Annotated in this window: 14 protein-coding genes and 3 pseudogenes; 8 read left to right on the top strand and 9 right to left on the bottom strand. The window is 52.8% G+C overall.

Annotated features, from left to right (window positions below):
- The first annotated feature begins 21 nt into the window (after positions 1 to 21).
- The 4 genes from MKD49_RS08270 to MKD49_RS08255 are packed head-to-tail and all read left to right on the top strand — an operon-like array spanning position 22 to position 5,528.
- Positions 22 to 1,242, top strand: coding sequence for a site-specific integrase (locus MKD49_RS08270; RefSeq protein WP_252696024.1), 1,221 nt, complete (start codon positions 22 to 24; stop codon positions 1,240 to 1,242).
- A gap of 2 nt (positions 1,243 to 1,244) precedes the next feature.
- Positions 1,245 to 2,774 (top strand): site-specific integrase, encoded by a 1,530-nt coding sequence (locus tag MKD49_RS08265; RefSeq protein ID WP_252696023.1) that lies wholly within the window; start codon positions 1,245 to 1,247, stop codon positions 2,772 to 2,774.
- Entirely contained in the window at positions 2,771 to 5,095 is a 2,325-nt protein-coding gene (locus MKD49_RS08260) for a hypothetical protein (RefSeq protein WP_252696022.1), read from the top strand. Before MKD49_RS08265 ends, MKD49_RS08260 begins: the two co-directional genes overlap by 4 nt.
- Complete coding sequence (locus tag MKD49_RS08255; RefSeq protein WP_252696021.1) at positions 5,085 to 5,528, top strand: hypothetical protein; 444 nt, start codon at positions 5,085 to 5,087, stop codon at positions 5,526 to 5,528. The genes MKD49_RS08260 and MKD49_RS08255 overlap by 11 nt, the downstream gene beginning before the upstream one ends.
- Before the next feature lie 231 nt (positions 5,529 to 5,759).
- Here the strand turns inward: MKD49_RS08255 and MKD49_RS08250 are convergent.
- From MKD49_RS08250 to MKD49_RS08230, 5 genes and pseudogenes are all read right to left on the bottom strand, one after another.
- A pseudogene (locus MKD49_RS08250) lies at positions 5,760 to 6,508 on the bottom strand (IS3 family transposase); the annotation flags it as partial.
- 115 nt (positions 6,509 to 6,623) lie between these two features.
- Complete coding sequence (locus MKD49_RS08245; protein WP_252696020.1) at positions 6,624 to 6,944, bottom strand: hypothetical protein; 321 nt, start codon at positions 6,942 to 6,944, stop codon at positions 6,624 to 6,626.
- A 79-nt stretch (positions 6,945 to 7,023) separates the two neighbouring features.
- Positions 7,024 to 7,416, bottom strand: coding sequence for a hypothetical protein (locus MKD49_RS08240; RefSeq protein ID WP_252696019.1), 393 nt, complete (start codon positions 7,414 to 7,416; stop codon positions 7,024 to 7,026).
- Between the two features lie 324 nt (positions 7,417 to 7,740).
- A pseudogene (locus tag MKD49_RS08235) lies at positions 7,741 to 8,214 on the bottom strand (ArsB/NhaD family transporter); the annotation flags it as partial.
- A gap of 59 nt (positions 8,215 to 8,273) precedes the next feature.
- Positions 8,274 to 8,555, bottom strand: coding sequence for a helix-turn-helix transcriptional regulator (locus tag MKD49_RS08230; protein ID WP_252696371.1), 282 nt, complete (start codon positions 8,553 to 8,555; stop codon positions 8,274 to 8,276).
- Between the two features lie 276 nt (positions 8,556 to 8,831).
- Here MKD49_RS08230 and MKD49_RS08225 point away from each other — a divergent pair, with 276 nt between their 5' ends.
- Together MKD49_RS08225 and MKD49_RS08220 are read left to right on the top strand one after the other, a co-directional pair.
- The gene (locus MKD49_RS08225; protein WP_252696018.1) at positions 8,832 to 9,527 is read left to right on the top strand and encodes a helix-turn-helix domain-containing protein; all 696 of its coding nucleotides are present in this window, start codon (positions 8,832 to 8,834) and stop codon (positions 9,525 to 9,527) included.
- An 84-nt stretch (positions 9,528 to 9,611) separates the two neighbouring features.
- Positions 9,612 to 12,092, top strand: a complete 2,481-nt coding sequence (locus MKD49_RS08220; RefSeq protein WP_252696017.1) for a hypothetical protein — start codon at positions 9,612 to 9,614, stop codon at positions 12,090 to 12,092.
- A gap of 255 nt (positions 12,093 to 12,347) precedes the next feature.
- On the opposite strand, the gene MKD49_RS08215 is transcribed toward MKD49_RS08220, so the two are convergent.
- From MKD49_RS08215 to MKD49_RS08200, 4 genes and pseudogenes are all read right to left on the bottom strand, one after another.
- Positions 12,348 to 12,767 (bottom strand): hypothetical protein, encoded by a 420-nt coding sequence (locus MKD49_RS08215; RefSeq protein ID WP_371925447.1) that lies wholly within the window; start codon positions 12,765 to 12,767, stop codon positions 12,348 to 12,350.
- Positions 12,768 to 12,783: 16 nt separating this feature from the next.
- Positions 12,784 to 13,005 carry a hypothetical protein gene (locus MKD49_RS08210; RefSeq protein ID WP_252696016.1) on the bottom strand — a complete coding sequence of 74 codons (222 nt, stop codon included), beginning with the start codon at positions 13,003 to 13,005 and terminating at the stop codon, positions 12,784 to 12,786.
- Positions 13,006 to 13,064: 59 nt separating this feature from the next.
- Positions 13,065 to 13,289: an exonuclease domain-containing protein gene (locus tag MKD49_RS08205; protein ID WP_252696370.1), complete on the bottom strand. Its 225-nt coding sequence runs from the start codon at positions 13,287 to 13,289 to the stop codon at positions 13,065 to 13,067.
- A 272-nt stretch (positions 13,290 to 13,561) separates the two neighbouring features.
- A pseudogene (locus MKD49_RS08200) lies at positions 13,562 to 13,899 on the bottom strand (transposase); the annotation flags it as partial.
- Between the two features lie 324 nt (positions 13,900 to 14,223).
- Here MKD49_RS08200 and MKD49_RS08195 point away from each other — a divergent pair.
- Both MKD49_RS08195 and MKD49_RS08190 read left to right on the top strand, forming a co-directional pair.
- Positions 14,224 to 16,083, top strand: a complete 1,860-nt coding sequence (locus tag MKD49_RS08195) for an IucA/IucC family siderophore biosynthesis protein (RefSeq protein WP_252696015.1) — start codon at positions 14,224 to 14,226, stop codon at positions 16,081 to 16,083.
- Positions 16,080 to 17,309 (top strand): MFS transporter, encoded by a 1,230-nt coding sequence (locus tag MKD49_RS08190; protein ID WP_121045398.1) that lies wholly within the window; start codon positions 16,080 to 16,082, stop codon positions 17,307 to 17,309. The genes MKD49_RS08195 and MKD49_RS08190 overlap by 4 nt, the downstream gene beginning before the upstream one ends.
- The last annotated feature ends 77 nt before the right edge of the window (positions 17,310 to 17,386 follow it).

Here is a 17,386-nt window from a genome sequence, read left to right as displayed (position 1 = left end):
CCGACGCAGGTCAAGACGCCTATGATCATTCAACTGGACGATTCGCAAGTTCCTCCGAGTTTGAGAGGTCCCGCCCTAGTGGATTCCAACGGACTACCGCGATACTGGGCCACGGTCTGGTCGACCGTGACGGCTGGTGCACTAGCGGCCTCTACTCATTTGAAAAAACTGCGGTATCTCGACAGCCTCTATCAACATGCCGACGAACTCTGTGGTCTGGGGGCCCTGGACGATGCACTGACTTCATTAGATGATGAGGTGCTTGGGCAGATACTCGAGTCATGGTTCATTTCGATTCGAAACAAGCCACAAACCACTGGAGCTGACGAAATGCGTTGGCAAACCGGATTCAGTTTCGTCAGCTCCGTAGTATCTTGGCTTGCGAAAAGTCAGTCCGACCAGGTGATGCGACAGATTGAAGCCCGCCTTCACCAGCTATCAGTCCTATACAGCCAGTTTCACGTCAGGAAACGCAATGCACCGGAGCTGATTCGCTCGCTACCGGCTTCGACGGTCGAGGCTCTATATCACCTTGTTGACCCGGAGTCGCCAACTAATCCTTTCCCTTATATTCAAACTCGCTGGCGCGTATACGTTGCGTTCATTTTGATGTTGCACCAAGGCTTACGACGAGGTGAGGTTCTGCTTCTACCAATCGATGCCGTAAAAGGAGGCTATGACGCAAGGCTCGGGCGTGTCAGAAGTTGGATCAATATCCGCAAGAACGAATATGAGGATTCGGATCAGGATCCTCGCCACTCCAAGCCCGGTATTAAGACCCAAGCGTCGATACGGCAAATTCCGATAAGCGAAACCACTTCAAAGATTGTCCAACTATATGCAGAGAACTATCGAGGGCGTGCACAACATTCATTTTTGCTAAGTTCAAAGACGCGCGCGCCGTTCTCCACCGAAGCCCTTACGAAAGCATTTGTAACGATATCTTCAAAGCTTCCTCGAAGTGTGATCGTCGAGCTTGAATCCCGAACGGGAAAGACAACTATCACGCCCCACGACCTCCGGCATACCTGTGCAGTCGTACGCCTTCATCAACTTCTCTTGCAAGGAGATTCCATGGATGAAGCACTACAGAAAATGCGCACGTTCTTTGGGTGGTCGCGGCAGTCTGCGATGCCCACACGCTACGCACGTGCGGTATTTGAAGACCGCTTAGCAGGTGTCTGGAATAACGCTTTCGATGATCGGAGCGAAATATTGAGAGCTCTTCCGGGAGGTCATTGAAAATGCAGCCTGAGAACGTTATTCTCGCCGCCTCAACCGGAATGGACGCGCTTATGCAATTCTGCGCACAGCTTCAACCGCTTCCAACATTACTTCGGTACTACGACGAGTTCGACGATTCTACGCGATCAATAAGTTCGCCAGCAGAGGCACAGTTATTCGAACTATACGTCTACGGCAGAATTACGAAGATCGATTTCAAAAGGCGGCGGGAACATGGTGCGCAGATATTCAAGCATGTCTTTGCGATGATGTTGGAGAAAAACCTTTCACCGGCAAGTATTGCATCCAGCTTTGCCGGAATGCATGAGGTTACGGACGACGATCTTGAGATGCTACTCCGTACCGGGCCACTGGAGATTGGCCTGCTTTGGTCATCGTGGCGTGCTCGTGAATGGCAGCGAAACACGTATTCGTTGGCCAAACATGTGCTTTATCTATTGTGCATCTACAGATGGAATGGATGGTCAAATGAATATATATCCTTCTTAAAAACCACCCTTCCTCTGCCAGCGACGGATAAGTACTCGAGCGTTCGCTCTGGCGATTCGTTTCTGTCCGCTGACGAGGAGGCGCTCATCGTGAGACATCTCGATGGAATTGCGACGGGCATTCAGAGTGCAGCTTCTCTGCCCTATTCCTCGGTTGCCGACGCGGGCATGCTGATTTGTGCATACCAGTTCGCCATGCGTCCGGTTCAAATAGCTATGCTAGATTCCAAACATGTTCGAATTTGGCATGACGGGACTGACGCAGATCTCACCGTCCATTTGACCTTCCACATGGCTAAACAGCGTGGGAAGAAAACACGAATTTCTCTAACTCGGCGAGTAAAACGAGAGTGGGCCTGCATATTTGTGTACCTGCATACGTCCCTTAAAAGTTTTGAAGGGCCCGGTGACAGAAAATTCTTTCAGGCGCAGTGTGCACAAGAGGTAGGCCGGCGCATCGCTACTTTGGTCTATACGCTTATTGGCACAAAGGATTTAGGGAATGCAACTGACCTAAGGCACACTGCTGCGCAGCGCTTAGTGGATGCAGGCGCCAGCCACGAGGAATTGGCTGAATTTCTCGGCCATTCTCATACAGTCACCGGATTGGTCTATTTCGCCACGTCCGCTTCCCATGCAGAGAGAGTCAATCGCGCCTTGGGAGCATCAGACATCTATCGCCAGGTCGCGAAAATTTCCCATGATCGCTTTATATCTCCTAGCGAACTAGCTGCGCTCAAAGAAGATCAGCAAATCGCAGCGGTTCCACATGGAATGCCTATCGCCGGTATAGGCGGCTGTCGTTCTGGCCAGCCAGCATGTCCGTACAACCCTATCACATCCTGTTATGGCTGCCGAAAATTCATGCCAACAACGGATCTAAAACTTCATGGCCAGGTCCTTAGCGACATGCGCGAGGTAGTACTCTTTTTTGAACGTAGCTCGCGGGCTGATGTCAAGTCACCTGCATATATGCAGCTGCAGAGAACAATCTCCGAAATTCAGACGGTTATTGGTGAGCTAGAAGGGGAAGGGAAATGAATCCACACTTCGCTGCTTTCATTCGTTTAGGAAAATCCTTGTCCTCCGAAAAAAAACTGGACTGGAATTTTGTCGTGGATGGAGAGGGAATCGCAGCTGACAAAAAAGGCTGGGACTTAACGGCGTGCGTCGGCGATGTTCCCCCTCCGGCATTCTACCTTCGTGATCTCGGCACAGACGAGAACACGCTCAAAGTACTGAATACAGCGCTTGCAACTTTTGGAGATCGACCCATACCAATGCGCGCCCTTTCGCCAGCTTGGCAGGATCTGATTAAAGCGGCAGTCGCTGAGCAGCTACTGGTTAGGAGAACCTCAACTTCCTATGTATATCAAAGCATCGCACGGCCGCTTCGTGTGCTGGCGACGTGTGTAGACAAGGAGCCCTGGGCGTTGACGCTTGACGACTTCCGTTTTGCCGTACGCATTGCGAAGGGTGTTCAGCAATCCGGCAAGCTTGCGGATCTCGTGGTGGGCTTGGTCAAAGTACTTTTCGACACGTATCATTTATGCGACGCGGGCCAGATGTATGGTTTTCTGGACATTAAACGCATCAAGACGACGAACTCTAAGTCCCGGCAAACTCTTACTGAAGACGAGCTTCGCTCTCAACTTGAGGAGAGAAGGCGCGCCGAACGATTACCTACCCGCCGGGCTTTCTGGGAGCTTGTGCGCATTGTTATGACGGAGCGCCCTACTTCGTTCATGGATGAACTGAGATTCGCTGCGATTCGCATAATGATCATCACCGGATTGCGCTCGGGCGAAGCCACATTGCTTCCTCTCGACTGCAAAAGAGAAAGGTATTACGTTGATCGTAAAGGAGGTGATCCTGGCGCAATTGGAGGCTATAGCAGTGCTCTGATGCTTCGTCATTTCGCTGAGAAGCAGCAGGACGAGCAGTCGGACAGCCGCATTTTACGGGAGAGCATGCAACCAGTCCCCGAGATGTTTCGTGACGTGCTCACTGAAACGCTTGAACGCGTCGCGAGTATTACTAGCCCATTGAGAGTCACCCTGAAACTTCAATGCGAAACTAACCGGCTGCTACCATGGTTTGATGAAAAAGCGTTGATTCCATTTACCGAGCTATATAGCTATTGGAGCGGAAACCCTTTCTGGCTGGCCTGCGATCGAGGTAGCATAGTTAGTGAATACCGACAGCAGTTTGATCCCGATATCCTGCGGCGACTGCAAATGGTTCAGGCAGAACAATATGCAGCAGCGCGAACAAAGCTCGACACGGCGATCTATCAGTTCGGTAACAACCTGCGAAAGCAAATGCAAGCGAACCAAACAAACTTGCGATTCAGAACATCAAGTGGGAATCCCGTCGAACTTTCAGTGCCTATGTCATGGGGCGATACCTACCTAATCGTTGGGGAAGTCGAAGAGCATATTCGGAAGATGACACCTACGAAAATCTCGGACACATTGTCTATGACCGCCGACAGCGGCCCTGTTCCTCCCTGGGAATTGCTCTTCCTTCATCCTAAACGATCCCTTGCTGAAGAACGAAACGACGGTATTTGCGATGTCACACGATACTTTTCCGTCAGCCGTCCAGATCCGAGTTTAGTTAGCATTGGACTGGGGGAAAAAACGGATACTCCTTCCATTTTCAAACGATACGGTGCGACTGCGGCGGACCAAGAGTTACGTCTTGAATCCCACATGCTGCGTCACCTACAAAACACCGAACTCTTCCGTTTAGGCGTGGCGGATACGATTATTTCCAAGCGTTATAACCGTCGAAGTGTTACTCCGAGCTACGAGTATGACCACCGCAGCTTGGCCGAAGAACTGGAACAAATTTCGATTCCGGAAGAAGTGGAACTGGCCTTGGGAGAGAAGGCAACGACGGTCGCAAAGATGATCGAGGCGAAGAAGGCGTCGGGACCGGTAGTAGAAGCTTTTTTACGTATTCAAGCTAACGAAGGCGATATGGCTGCCTACGAGTACCTACGGGTCGAAGCCGACGGCTTTCATGCGACGCCATATGGACATTGCCTAAATTCATTCACGGTGGATCCCTGTCCGAAGCACCTCGAGTGCTTCGCGAATTGCAGGCATCTATCGGCTACCGACTTGCCAGAAAATCGTCAAAACTTAATCCGCCTTGAAGGAAAGTTCAAATCCGCCCTTGAAGCAATCAGAGCCCGCCCCTCTTCCAGCTTGGGCTGGAAGAACCAGCTTGAGCATGCGGAAACTCGTCTCGCAGGCATTCAGAAGCTTCTAGCTACGCCGCCAGGACAAGCACCCTTCCCTCTCGGTGCTGACCTATCTATACCAGAATCGCGAGGAGTTCTAGATGAACATTAAAACTGAAACTCCTGGACAGACCGAGCAGGAAATGTTAGGAGTGCTCGAACGCTTACTAGCCGAGGACGCGGAGATTACAGCCAGGGCTGTGGCACGCTTGCATCCGACTTTGAAGGCTGCTTCCTCCATCACCCGGAATACTGTCCGAAGCGCCCTTCTCTCCCAATTTCAGGCACGACAAGCAGAATTTCGACGCTGGCGAAGCCGTACCGCAAAGTTGTCTGCGTCGGACTCGGCGGCCACATTGGCCGCATTGGAACAGCAAGTTTCAAACCATGAAGCGACCATTCAACTTCTAACAGCATCGCATATTGCCATGTTGCGTACTGTAGGGGCGTTGGGGGGATTCGCCAAGTGGGCGCAGTTTTACGAATCCTATGCGGCCGTGCGGACTAAATTAGAAGCATTGGATAAAACAGGCATGTCGCCATAGTTGCTGCCGAGTTGTCTGCTCAACAATAGAGCAGCAGTGAGCTAACGTGCATCTTAGCAGCGCAGCATTTTGAAGACTAAATGGTTAGCCGCTCGGTCCGTTTCGATGATAGTGACCAGCAGTGTACGTGAGAGGATGAGCAGTAAAGGCAACAGAGGCTGACCTGCATCGGTAATTGGTAGCCAGTCAGGCAGTGAGTTGGTTGTCGAACATATTCGATTCCAGCCTGGCTCAACGGACCGTAGCTGGAGGTTGGTAGTTATGGGCGCTAAGCGGCCGGCGCTCGTTGTAGAACTGACGCCATCTTTCAATCAGCACTTTTGCCTCTGCCCGGCTGCGAAACCACTCTCGGTTAAGCAGTTCGTCACGCAGTTTGCCATTGAAGCTTTCTACGAATCCGTTCTGCCATGGACTGCCTGGCAATGAAGGCGGGGCCAACGGAGGCATCCCGCAGCCAGCGCATGACCTTGGCCGCTGTGAACTCGGCTCCGTTGTACGACCGGACGTAAGCTGGCTTTCCATGTAACCGCATCAATCGCGAGAGTGTCAGGATGACATCCTGGGAGCGCAACTGGCAGCAACTTCTATAGCCAGGCATTCCCTGGTGTTTTCATCGATCACGCACAGCATCTTCAATGAGCGTCCATCCACCATCTGGTCATGAACAAAGTCGTAGCTCCAGACCGAATCAGGCTTGGTTGCTCCAGGTAGCCGAATGTCGTTGCCGCATCGACGCCTGCGAAGCCGCTTTCGTGGAATGCCCAGTTTTAGAGCGTCCCAGAGCCGTCGCACTCGGGACTCGCCCAAGGCCAGCCAGGCAGACATACGCCGATAGCCGAAGCGAGGGACCTCTTGCGATGCCGCGATGAGCCGCTGCGTCAGGCTCCGATCCTTTCAGGTTGTAGCAACTGATAACCCGCTACCCGCTGGCTCAGTTCCAGATAACGACATGCCTTGCGTTGCGACAGCCCCCGGTGAGTATTCTCCGTAAAGGAGCCACCTCGGCGATTTAAGCGGAGCCAGCGATTCTCCGCTTCCGGCGCCACATTGCCGAAATAAATGGCGCCACCGAATGTATTTAAAGGGAACCACCTATTATTTATAAGCGGAGCCAGCCTTATTCACGGCGTTTCGATATCTCTCCTGCATCAGTGCTCCTTGTTCTGTAGGCGGCCCAACGTCCAGATCCGGAATCATCATCGGCACGATGTTTTTTCTTCCATTCTCCAGCGTTCCGCTGACCGCGGCCATGATGTAATACTCGATGGATCGCTTGCGCCCAGTCGTCAGTGCTCTCTCGCGTTCGGCCCATATGAGCGCACCAATTGCGGTCCGCTCAAATTGTAGAGTGCCCCAGGCACCCTGATACGCTCCTTTTTTTGGCTTGCTTGAAGAACTTCTCGGCATAAAGGGCATAGAGGTCGCCAGCAATGCCGTAAGCGATCAGCTCGGTCGATAGAAGGATGAGAAGACCAAAGATTGCATGGGCGCACCGTCACACTGCATCTTGATCGCCTGCATCCAAGTTGATCCGCAACAGGATGGTCAAACCAGCCAAGCTATCCCATTTTCCGACCTTGATCAGTTCCCTGAGGTAGATATCGCTGGCCTGGTCGCGCACGCGATGATCCTGTTTGATCATCAGGTTTTGAACCTTGGGGCTCAAGCGGACGATCCATTGCATCGCGACGTTAGCTACCGGGCCTTGGTGGCGCAACACACTCCACAACGTAAGATTGATGATCCCCATAGAGCTTGGAACCAACCAGTTCGCATGTTCGATGAGGGTCGCATTGGGCATGCGGATACCCAATTTGTAGTGGGAGAACTTGTCGTTCTTATCCGGCTCCCCGCTCGCGCTCAGCTGCGTCTTATTCGGCTCCAGCACTTATCTTACTTCGTTCGCCTGGCTTGTCCCGATCTGCACCCCGATCCAATGAAACCAGAAAATCGAACGAATCTTATCCACTTCGGGAACGCGACGCGGTTGTCTTTTTTCCGACATTTTAATCAGTACAGTATTAAAGCAATTATTGGAAAGTTCTTTTAAATACAGATAGATAGCGCAGGAAATGGGATTTCCACGTGCAGAAAAACGTCGCTGATGAAGCTTAAAACATCGGCTAGTAACCGACTAGGGGTGAAGATAGTATTGGGAGAGAATATTCAAATGAGGCGTGACTGAACGTGACTGACGCAGCCCAGAACAACGCATACGATGAGCCACCTGCGGCAAGCTTGCCGTGTCGGCGATGAAACCTGCCGCCATCACAAAAGCGAGTGTCGCCTGGGGTGAAAAACGAAGTGCCAGAAGCATGGCGATGACAATCGGCGTCAGGATCAGTGCAGCACCATCGTTGTCAAACAGGACCGATACAGCCGCGCCCAGCAGGATCAACAGCACGAACAGCGAGCGACCACGCCCGCCTCCCCAACGGGCTACATGTAAGGCAGCCCACTCAAAAAAGCTCGCCTTGTCTAGCAACAGACTGATGATGATGGCGATGAAAGTCCCCGTGGCGTTCCAGACGATGTGCCAGACAACCGGTATGTCAGAAAGATGAATGACGCCGGCAGTAAGAGCCACGGCGGCGCCGGTGCACGCACTCCAGCCAATGCCGAGCCCCTTGGGCTGCCAGATGACAAAAATCAGGGTGAGCAGGAAAATGACAAAAGCAGCCAGCACTTTCTGTCCTTAGTCGATAAGATGGGGGGGGGTAAACGCCTGATAGGTGCAGGCGATGGCTACTTGGCGGTGGTGGACGGTTCGCAGCAGGCGCTCACGGGCGAACAAGGATTTCCCCCGCAGCAGTTTTCCGTCAGGAAACTCAAAACATCATTCATCGCGCCATAGTTGGCAGCGTAGATGACGAAACGCCCATCTTGGCGTGAGCTCACAAGGCCAGCGTGCGACAGTTCTTTCATGTGGAAGGATACGGACGAAGGAGCAATGGCCAAGGTTTCTCCGATCTTGCTGGCGGCACAGCCCTCTGGTCCCACCTGGACCAGATGCCGGAAGATGGCCAGGCGCCATTCCTAGGCTAATGCAGCCATTGCGGTGATAACGGTCTTGGTTTCCATGAGTCTCTCACAAAACACAATATTTCAACTATTGTTGAAATATTTACTTAAAACAAGGGACGTGTCGGATTTTGTCACTACGTGGAGGATCAAGCTACGATGGCACTTGCTCGCGATTCAGCCTACGCAAGCGTGTCTTCGCGGTGTCGGGTTACTGTCGTGTCCCCAAGGAGGCCGGGCCACCATACTTCACGACATCGAGAAAGCCAATTGGAGCGACTAATGAACACTTCTGAACAAACCACTCAGTTCCGTATGCTGACCGCTGAAGAGCTAGCAATTTTTGTGAAGTTTTTCCGTGAACTCCGTCAATGGTCCCAGGAGCAGCTGGCTGAAATTTCTGGTCTGAGTGTGCGAACGGTCCAGCGCATCGAGCAAAGTGAGCCGAGTAGCATGGATAGCCGTCGCGCACTTGCACGAGCATTTGAGTTTGACGATATTGATGCCCTCAACAAGCTTTTTGCAATACCAAGCGCGGAGGAGCTGGCGGCCCAAAAAGAGAAGTTCGATAAAGAGCATGTCACTCTGAAAGCATCTCCGCTCACGACCGGAAAGCAATTGGCTCAGTTGGCAGAAAATTGCCCCATGGATCTCTTTGAAGCTGCCTATGACGTGCCTCGCGAACTAGATCAAACGCTTGCCAGCCTAGTAGATTATTTCCGAGAGTACCGCGACAGCTATGATCTCTACACTCAATCGGACAAACTCGATGTATATGACGAGATGCAGACACAGATTGATTCTTTGCGCTCGCTCGGCATGTCGTTACGGTACGCTAAGCGGCAGATGTCAGTGCGCTTTGGTGAGAGCGAAGGCAAGCCCATGCAGGTAGAAGTCGCATACATTGTAGGATTCCCGCTGGGAAAAGAACCGGAAACTTTCGCGACACCCAGAACCGGAGGGATCCGGATTGGCTAATCCAACAATCTCAATTTATTGACCTCGAAATCGCTTATTGGTAACCAATTACGTATTTACTTTCGGATATTTTTGGGGGGATCTATGCAGGCGGCGTTTGAACTTACAGATGGTCTAGCGAACCTTAAGTCTATTCTTGCTTCTTTTCCTGTTGACGCTCTCCATTGGAGTGAGGCGCAAAATCGTTTCCAGTTTATAGATAGATTGTTGGTCGAATGTTTGGGTTGGCAGCAGCCCAATATGGCGGTCGAGGAATATGATGATTTAGGCGGGCGGGCTGATTATTTGTTGGGTAATGGTATGCCTCCTAAGGCCGTCCTTGAAGCGAAAAAAGAATCGAAGCACTTTGATTTTCCACCTGTTTCCGGTGTGGCACCTGTTCGGAAGTTAAGGCCATTACTTGCAGCATCCAAAGAATTATCGGCCGCTGTAAATCAAGTCATACCTTATTGCGCGGTCCGAGGAGTATCAATCGCAATCGTTTGTAATGGACCACAGCTAGTGCTGTTTCAAGCTTACATTCCAAATCTTTCTCCTCTCGACGGTGAGTGTTACGTTTTTGATGGATTTGAGTCCTATGTAAATAATTTTCCTTTGTTGTGGAAATTGCTTTCCCCCGAAGGGGTGGCAGAAAACACAGCATATCGGGACTTGTCTCTCCATAGGAATCCCCGGATGCCGCAGAAGGCATCAACATCAATCGCTGAACCCAATAAACATCGATACCGGAGCGAGTTTCAAGAAAATCTTCGCTCATTGTCGTCTTTGCTATTGGAGGAAATTGAGGATAATCCGAAGTTAAAATCCTCGTTCTATAAAGAGTGCTACGTCCCTCTTGAGGCTAACAACCGCCATCTATTGCTTAGCAAAAAGCTGATCGAGTCACGTTATAAGAGAGTGGGTGAGAACAATATTGCTCCATCTGCCTTGGATTCAATTGCCGTTGTCGAAGGGCCAGGGAAATTGAAGTTCACTGATCCGACCGCCATCAGTGCCGGAAGCTCCAGGCCGGTTGTAGTGATAGGTGACGTAGGAGTTGGAAAGACATCATTTTTCGAGAATCTATACGAAAATTTGGAGGGAACGGAGAAGGCAAATACGTATTTTATCCATCTGGATCTCGGCATTAAGGCTACGCTAACCGTTGACATCAAAGCTTTTGTTTTGAGTGAAATCGCAACCGTATTGAAGAAAAAATATGGGGTTGACATTGAGTCAGAAGATTTTGCGAACGCCATTTACCATCATGATCTGCTTGATTTTGATAAAAGCGTTAAAGGCGCGCTTAAGAGGATTGACCCTGATGGTTATGAAAAAGAGCGGATTGGATTCTTGAATGAAAAGGTCAATCGTCGAGATCTTCATCTGCAGGCCTCTTTGGGCCATCTTGCTCATGGTCGCAACAAGCAAATTATTTTGATCCTTGATAATGCTGATCAGCGAAGCTTCGCTGTTCAGCAAGAGGCCTTCCTGATTGCGCAGGAGCTTGCTGCCACTAGGAACCTAATTGTGTTTGTTTCTTTGCGGCCAAGTACTTTCTATGTCTCCAAAACGACAGGCGCTCTTTCCGCATATCAAAATAAAATACTCACTATTTCACCTCCGCCTGCCGATGAAGTCATTCAGAAACGTCTGATTTTTGCCGTTCGAGTCGCGGAAGGAAAGGTTGAGCCAGCTGCGTTATCTGGAATTCGGATTAGACTCAGTAATGTGGTTTCGTTTTTAAACGCGACTTTGAGATCGGTGAGAACCAGTGAGCCAATAAGGCAATTTCTAAGCAATATTACCGGTGGAAATACTAGAGCCGTTATTGAGCTAATTACTGGATTCTTTGGCAGTCCGAATGTTGATTCTCCAAAGATTGTTCGTATCGAAGAAGAGAAGGGGGACTATAAAATCCCTCTGCATGAATTTACTAAGCATGCACTGCTAGGCGAATATGCCTACTTCAACGCTCATTCATCTTTAGTTGCCTGCAATCTTTTCGATATAAGTTCGGCTGATCCGCGTGAGCACTTTTTAGCGAGTTTAGTCGTAGCTTATTTGCATTCAAATGCGCCACTTCTAGACAACGACGGGTTCGTCGCCGGGCAGGCACTTATTTCGGAAATGCTTCGTCATGGCTTTTTCGAGGACCAAATACGCCATGCCATTAGAAAGCTTGCAACTAAAAGATTGATAGAAACTCCTCACGCTCATTATCGGGAGCTTTCCGTCGATGACCATGAGTTACCCGATCAATTTCATTACCGCGCCACATCCGTCGGTATTTATCATATCCGCTACTGGAGTGCTTCATTTGCGTTCTTAGATGCAGTCTCCACTGACACGCCCATTTTCGACGATGACGCCAGGGCAGAGGTAGTGAAATATGCAGCGTCTTTCGATATTGAGAAGCGATATCGAAAGGCTGAGCGGTTTCGCCAATATCTAGAAACACAATGGCATGCATTTTCTTTCAACGAGAATTACTACAATTTCGTCGAATTGCTGGCGGCCCAAGATCATACTTTTACAGCGGTAAAGACTGTTATTGATCGAGGGGCGCTTCAGCATCGCAAATAGCTTTGCGGATTAATACTGATGCAATTCGTCAAATTACGCCACTTATGTCGGTGCGCGTGGGAATCGATCCAACCAAAGCGCTGGCCAAGCTGGCGAATCACATTGCGAAGACAGAGCGCGAGTTTAAGGGCGTTGGCGACCGAGTGAGCATGTCGTCGTTTGCTCGTTTTCTTCCGATTACATCTAGCAAGAGTTTAGGCTTCGTGAACTCCTATGCGGGCTCTCTGGATGCATAAAGGTTTGCCCTAGCATCATTCAGGGAGTGGTGCTCAGGAAGCAAGTTTTTTTATGGTATTCGTACCGAAGTAACTCATTAATGCGATCTGCGACAAGACGACGCTTGCACCAGGAGGGGACATGGCCGTCCAAGGCGTCGTAAAAGAGATCCCAGTCTGTCTGGTAATCGTAGCAAATGTAGACCTCTTGATCCTTCGGCCTTACCGACCTGAGCCAGTTCGTCATCTGGACATAAAGATCGTCCATGGTCATTTCTGCATAAGGCGCATATCCCAAGAGCGGAAGGACGGCAGCTTTGACGAACTCGCTGCATTCACACACATCATAGGGAAGCTCGGCATAGAACTCCTCGCCGCTCTGTGCCACTAGACCAATACTGATCAAATGTGGGTCAATGAAATCGGTGAATTCGGTGTCGATAAAGACGTTGAACAGCATCAATTTCTCCGTCAGATTAGGACTGTGCTGGCTTATTGGCGTCCCGAAGAGAGGCTTGCCCAAACACCCAAGGCAGCAGCTTAGCAATATTGACCGCATCGTCTAGTCCGCGACGATGTTGCCCCTCCAACTCAAGGCCAGCCAGAGCATATGCCTTGGTCATGCCCACTTCTTTGCCGATGCGTTGTGCCTTCGCGAACAGCCGCTTGGCATTCTGATGAGGCATAGCCAGCGGCATTGCGACACCGTGGCGCTGAGCATCTCTTAGGGGTTGCTTGTGGTCGTAAGTGCCCCAACTCATCCAGATGGGAGGGATACCAAGTCATTGACGAAGGTCTGGAGCGCTCGTGCTGCGATTGGGAACGAGGGAGCTTGATCAACTTCCTCTTGCCTAATCCCGATCAACTGTTTGCAAAACGGCGTGAGAATTGGACGCACCAGCGGCCTTACCAGATGCTGAAATCGCTCCAGCACTTGACCGTCTCGGGTAGCCCAGCAGGCTCCAATTTCGATAATTTCCATTTCTTCTGCGCTGATGGAGCCATCATCTGAGCAGGTCGCTTCAAGTTCAACCACAAGAATTCGACTTGGCATCGTAAGTCATCTCTTTCTGGCAAACAGAAAGCATAACCCATCGCATCGGAATGTAGCGGCTGATAGGCTACAGTAGGGATAGAGAAGAGCAATTTTCCCCATGGGATAAAGAGTGGCTACGATAGCGCGAACCTGGCTCCATTTCGCGAGAATAGGTGGTGCCTTTTAAATTCCGAAGGTGGTGCCGCTTAAGAATATTGCCGTGTTCTTTTACGGAGAATATTCACCCGGCGAGTAAGGACTTCCAGCGCTTCGCGCCGGCCCGCGGAGGTCGTCATTTTTTCCGGCTTAACTCCTTCAAGCCATCAATCACCAGTAACTGTTCCGCCACCATGCGTTTGAGCTTGTCGTTCTCGGATTCAAGCTCTCTGAGCCGCCGGGCGTCCGAGACACCCATACCACCAAACTTGTTTCTCCAGCGGTAAAAGGTCTGCTCAGTAATGTTGTGACGTTTGCACAGATCTACCGTCGCAATCTCCTTGCTCTCTACGTCTCGCAAGATGCTGATGATCTGTTCGTCCGCAAATCGCTTCTTCATTGAGTTCTCCTTGGCGTTAGCATAAAGAACTCACTTATCCGGTGGCTACAAAATTCGTCTCGGGTCACGGCTACTACCAAGAATATCACTCTGACGGCAGGCTGTTGCGTGTCGTCTCAAAAGTTGCGCAACAAAACTGGGATCTATTTATTCGCAACAGTATTTTTTAAGATGAATGATTGTTCCCAATAAAATAAAGGAAGATAAGGCGCAACACCATCCCTAACTACCAAGGGTCGATATAAATACCCCTCGAATAAATACGAATAATAGCTATTCTCATTTGATACAATTCAAAGACACTTTGTTACATGAGGCAACAATATGCGTACTTTGAATCTCATCCAGGACCTAGGTGAACCCCAAGATGTCCATCTCAACCGAGCCTGGCATCAAGCCCGGCAGCGCAGTCTGCAACGCACCCTGCAAGCGCTGTTCCGCGAAAAGCTGCTGCAGCGGGAACACCTGATCTTTGATGGGCACTACGCCTGGCTGCCTTTGTGGAAAGCGCAAAGCATGCTGCGCATCGAGGGCCTGCACCTGGGTGTGGCGGACAACTGCCAGCTTCACGGTTCCATCGCACACTACAGTGTCGGAAACCCGGTCCCGCAAGCCTTGCTGAGCTCGTCCATGCTGTTGGCAAAGGTGGCTCGGGCGCATGAGGACATTTCCGAAGCCAGCCTGCAACGGCTGATCATGGAGCTCTCCAACAGCGCAGAAAATGACGCCCTTTGCCTGAATTACCGCCAACACTGGGGACTTCGATTGCGTGCTGATTTCGGGCAGCAGCAGACCAATTTTGTCTCTGCATTATTCCGTTCAGCGCACCCCAACCCGAGCCTGCTGCTGGAACAATGGGGCACGCTGGGCCATCCCTGGCACCCCAACTACAAGACCAAACTCGGCTTGAGCAGCGCCGAGGTCATGGCGCTCTCGCCCGAATTTGAAGCCACGATCACGCTCTCCCTGGCAGCAATGCACGTCGATGTCGCCTGCATCACCGGCGGCCAGGACCACGCCGAATACCGGCAATGGTTCGCTACCCACTACCCGCAAGCCTGGGAAACGTGGACAGCATCCTTGCAGCACCGAGGTGAAGACGTTTCACACTGGCTCCCCCTGCCCTTGCATCCCTACCAGCTGGATCGCGCCATCCCCGAACGCTTCGCTCAGGCATTGGAAAAGCGCCAGCTCCTGCTGCTGCCCGAAGCGAGCCTGCCAGCCCGGCCGACCATGTCCTTCCGCACCGTGGCCCCTGAAGGCTCGCCGACACAGCCGCACATGAAATTGCCCGTATCGCTGCGCCTGACCAGCGTCGAGCGTACCGTCTCGCCAAAGTCTGCCGTGATGGGCCCGCGCCTGACCAGGTTGCTGCGCGACATCATCGCCGGGGAAAACGGTTTCGGCGGACGACTGGCCATCCTCGGTGAAGAAGTCGGCCTGTATTACCGCGACCCGCAGGGCAATGACGATGTCTCCCGCCACCTGGCCCTGCTCTACCGCAGCAACCCCATGACGCAACGCTGCAAGGAGCGCATGCCGGTACCGGTGGGTGCCTTGTTTGCAGATTCCCCTCTGAGCGGGCGTCCGCTGGTCTGCGATCTGGTCAGCGCAGCGTGGGGAGACGACGCCGATGCTGCCGAACACTTCTTTGCTGCCTATCTGGACGTCGCTTTGCCGGCAGTGCTGGGAGCTTATCTGCGCTATGGCATCGCCTTTGAAGCCCATCAGCAGAACAGCTTCGTGATGGTGGATGCCCAACTTCGGCCCGTGCAGATGCTGTTGCGAGACTTTGGGGACCTGCGCATCCATGCCCCCGCCTTGCGCCACAGCAGACTGGCGCTGGAAACTTACAGCAGCAAGCACACCCTGTTCGAAGACAACGATTCCGTGCGCGACAAATTTCTGCACGCCTTCATGCTGTGCCACATCATCGAACTTGCCTTGCTGCTCTCACGCACCTATCAGAAGCCGGAAGCAGCATTCATGGCGGTACTGCGCGAGCGTCTCGAAGCCTGCTTCGCGGAACTCAAGCCAAACACCGAACCGCAGCGTTGGCAAACCGAGTATCGGGCACTGCTGCAGGATGACTGGCCGGCCAAGTCCTTCGTCCGCATGCGCCTGAGCGACACCTCCGAGGACGTCGTCCTGCGCATGCCCAATCCCCTGCTGGGCGCAGCATGAGCGTGTTGATGGGCCGCAGTCCGGCTGTGGCGTTGCGCTATCTGATGGCCATCCAGCTGCTCTCGATGGGCGCGATGGAAATGAGCGGCCCCTTCTGGCCTCTGCATTTGCGGGAGCTGGCTCCCATGTCGGCCGCCACGCTGGCTTGGGTCAGCATGGCGGTCTATGCCGGCCCCTTGCTGATGACCATGCTCACTGCCCCCTGGTGGGGCCGCCTGGGCGACCAGACGGGCCACAAGCCGATGGTGGTGCGGGCCTTGCTGGCGCTGGCGGTCAGCCAGCTGATGGCGGCCTGGACCGACAGCGTCACCGTAGTACTGCTGGCGCGCCTGATCCAGGGCGCGCTGGGCGGCTTCATCGCTACGGCGCAAGCCTATGGCGCGGGTCTGGCCACCCCGGCGCAGCGCAGCTCACTCATGGCACGATTGCAAGTGGCCACCGCCATGGGCTCAGCCCTGGGCCCATGGCTGGGCGGCCTCCTGTTTGACCTCTGGGGCTTCTGGATCGTCAACCTGACGACCGCGCTGGTGTGCGTGCTGTGCGCGCTGCTGGCTGCGGTGGCCCTGCCCTTCGTCAAGCCAGCCGCGCCGACTGATCGACAGCGCGCATCATCAAAGCCGGTTGCTCCAACGGCGGCAGAACGCCCTGCACTGCAGGCGTTTCAAGGCTTGTTGCTGGGCATCTTGCTGGTGCAGGCGGGCAAGATCATGCCGCAGGCTTTCTTTGCGGTGTATGCCGATCAGGTCCTGCATGCCAATGCCAGCTTCACCGGCCTTTGCTATGGCGCTACCGCACTGGGCCTGTGCATTGCGGCTCCGCTCTGGGCACGCGCCTTCGCTGCACTGGCACCGGAGCAAGTCCTGCAGCGGGTCAAGTGGATCACCCTGGCCTGCGCTGCCACGCTGGCCTTGCAGTCCATGAGTCATGTGCCGGCCTGGTTTGTCGCGGCACGCTTGCTGTGGGGCGTGTTCCTCGGCGCATTGCTGCCGGTGTTCTACACCCTGCTGTCACGCCAGGCCGATGGCCACCGCCAAGGCTGGGTGCTCGGCGCTGGCAACAGCGCCGCCAAGGCCGGTGCCCTGCTGGGAACAGCTGCCGGTGCCTTGGCCATGGGCTGGCTGCCGATCAGTGAAGTGTTCTGGCCCAACGCTGCCGTCTATCTGATCGTGGCCGCCGCCCTGCATGGTTTGCAGCGACGTTCCGACACCCGCGAGGCCGCCAGCTGAAACACCTCCCTTGCCGTCACAAGCTTTCCCTCCGCCAGCCTTCCGCCAGCCTCTGCAACAGAAGTTCGTCCATTCAC

It is taken from the genome of Herbaspirillum sp. WGmk3 (assembly GCF_023952535.1).
GTDB lineage: Bacteria > Pseudomonadota > Gammaproteobacteria > Burkholderiales > Burkholderiaceae_D > Herbaspirillum > Herbaspirillum huttiense.
This window is presented reverse-complemented; position numbering and strand designations above follow the sequence as displayed.

What these genes read in the sequence shown, in the direction of transcription:
- MKD49_RS08205 (WP_252696370.1), bottom strand. Translation starts at nt 13,289, where the DNA reads ATGGAAATTATCGAAATTGGAGCCTGCTGGGCTACCCGAGACGGTCAA.
- MKD49_RS08270 (WP_252696024.1), top strand. Translation starts at nt 22, where the DNA reads ATGATCATTCAACTGGACGATTCGCAAGTTCCTCCGAGTTTGAGAGGT.
- MKD49_RS08190 (WP_121045398.1), top strand. Translation starts at nt 16,080, where the DNA reads ATGAGCGTGTTGATGGGCCGCAGTCCGGCTGTGGCGTTGCGCTATCTG.
- MKD49_RS08265 (WP_252696023.1), top strand. Translation starts at nt 1,245, where the DNA reads ATGCAGCCTGAGAACGTTATTCTCGCCGCCTCAACCGGAATGGACGCG.
- MKD49_RS08260 (WP_252696022.1), top strand. Translation starts at nt 2,771, where the DNA reads ATGAATCCACACTTCGCTGCTTTCATTCGTTTAGGAAAATCCTTGTCC.
- MKD49_RS08215 (WP_371925447.1), bottom strand. Translation starts at nt 12,767, where the DNA reads ATGCTGTTCAACGTCTTTATCGACACCGAATTCACCGATTTCATTGAC.
- MKD49_RS08245 (WP_252696020.1), bottom strand. Translation starts at nt 6,944, where the DNA reads ATGCCCTTTATGCCGAGAAGTTCTTCAAGCAAGCCAAAAAAAGGAGCG.
- MKD49_RS08220 (WP_252696017.1), top strand. Translation starts at nt 9,612, where the DNA reads ATGCAGGCGGCGTTTGAACTTACAGATGGTCTAGCGAACCTTAAGTCT.
- MKD49_RS08210 (WP_252696016.1), bottom strand. Translation starts at nt 13,005, where the DNA reads ATGCCGCTGGCTATGCCTCATCAGAATGCCAAGCGGCTGTTCGCGAAG.
- MKD49_RS08225 (WP_252696018.1), top strand. Translation starts at nt 8,832, where the DNA reads ATGAACACTTCTGAACAAACCACTCAGTTCCGTATGCTGACCGCTGAA.
- MKD49_RS08255 (WP_252696021.1), top strand. Translation starts at nt 5,085, where the DNA reads ATGAACATTAAAACTGAAACTCCTGGACAGACCGAGCAGGAAATGTTA.
- MKD49_RS08195 (WP_252696015.1), top strand. Translation starts at nt 14,224, where the DNA reads ATGCGTACTTTGAATCTCATCCAGGACCTAGGTGAACCCCAAGATGTC.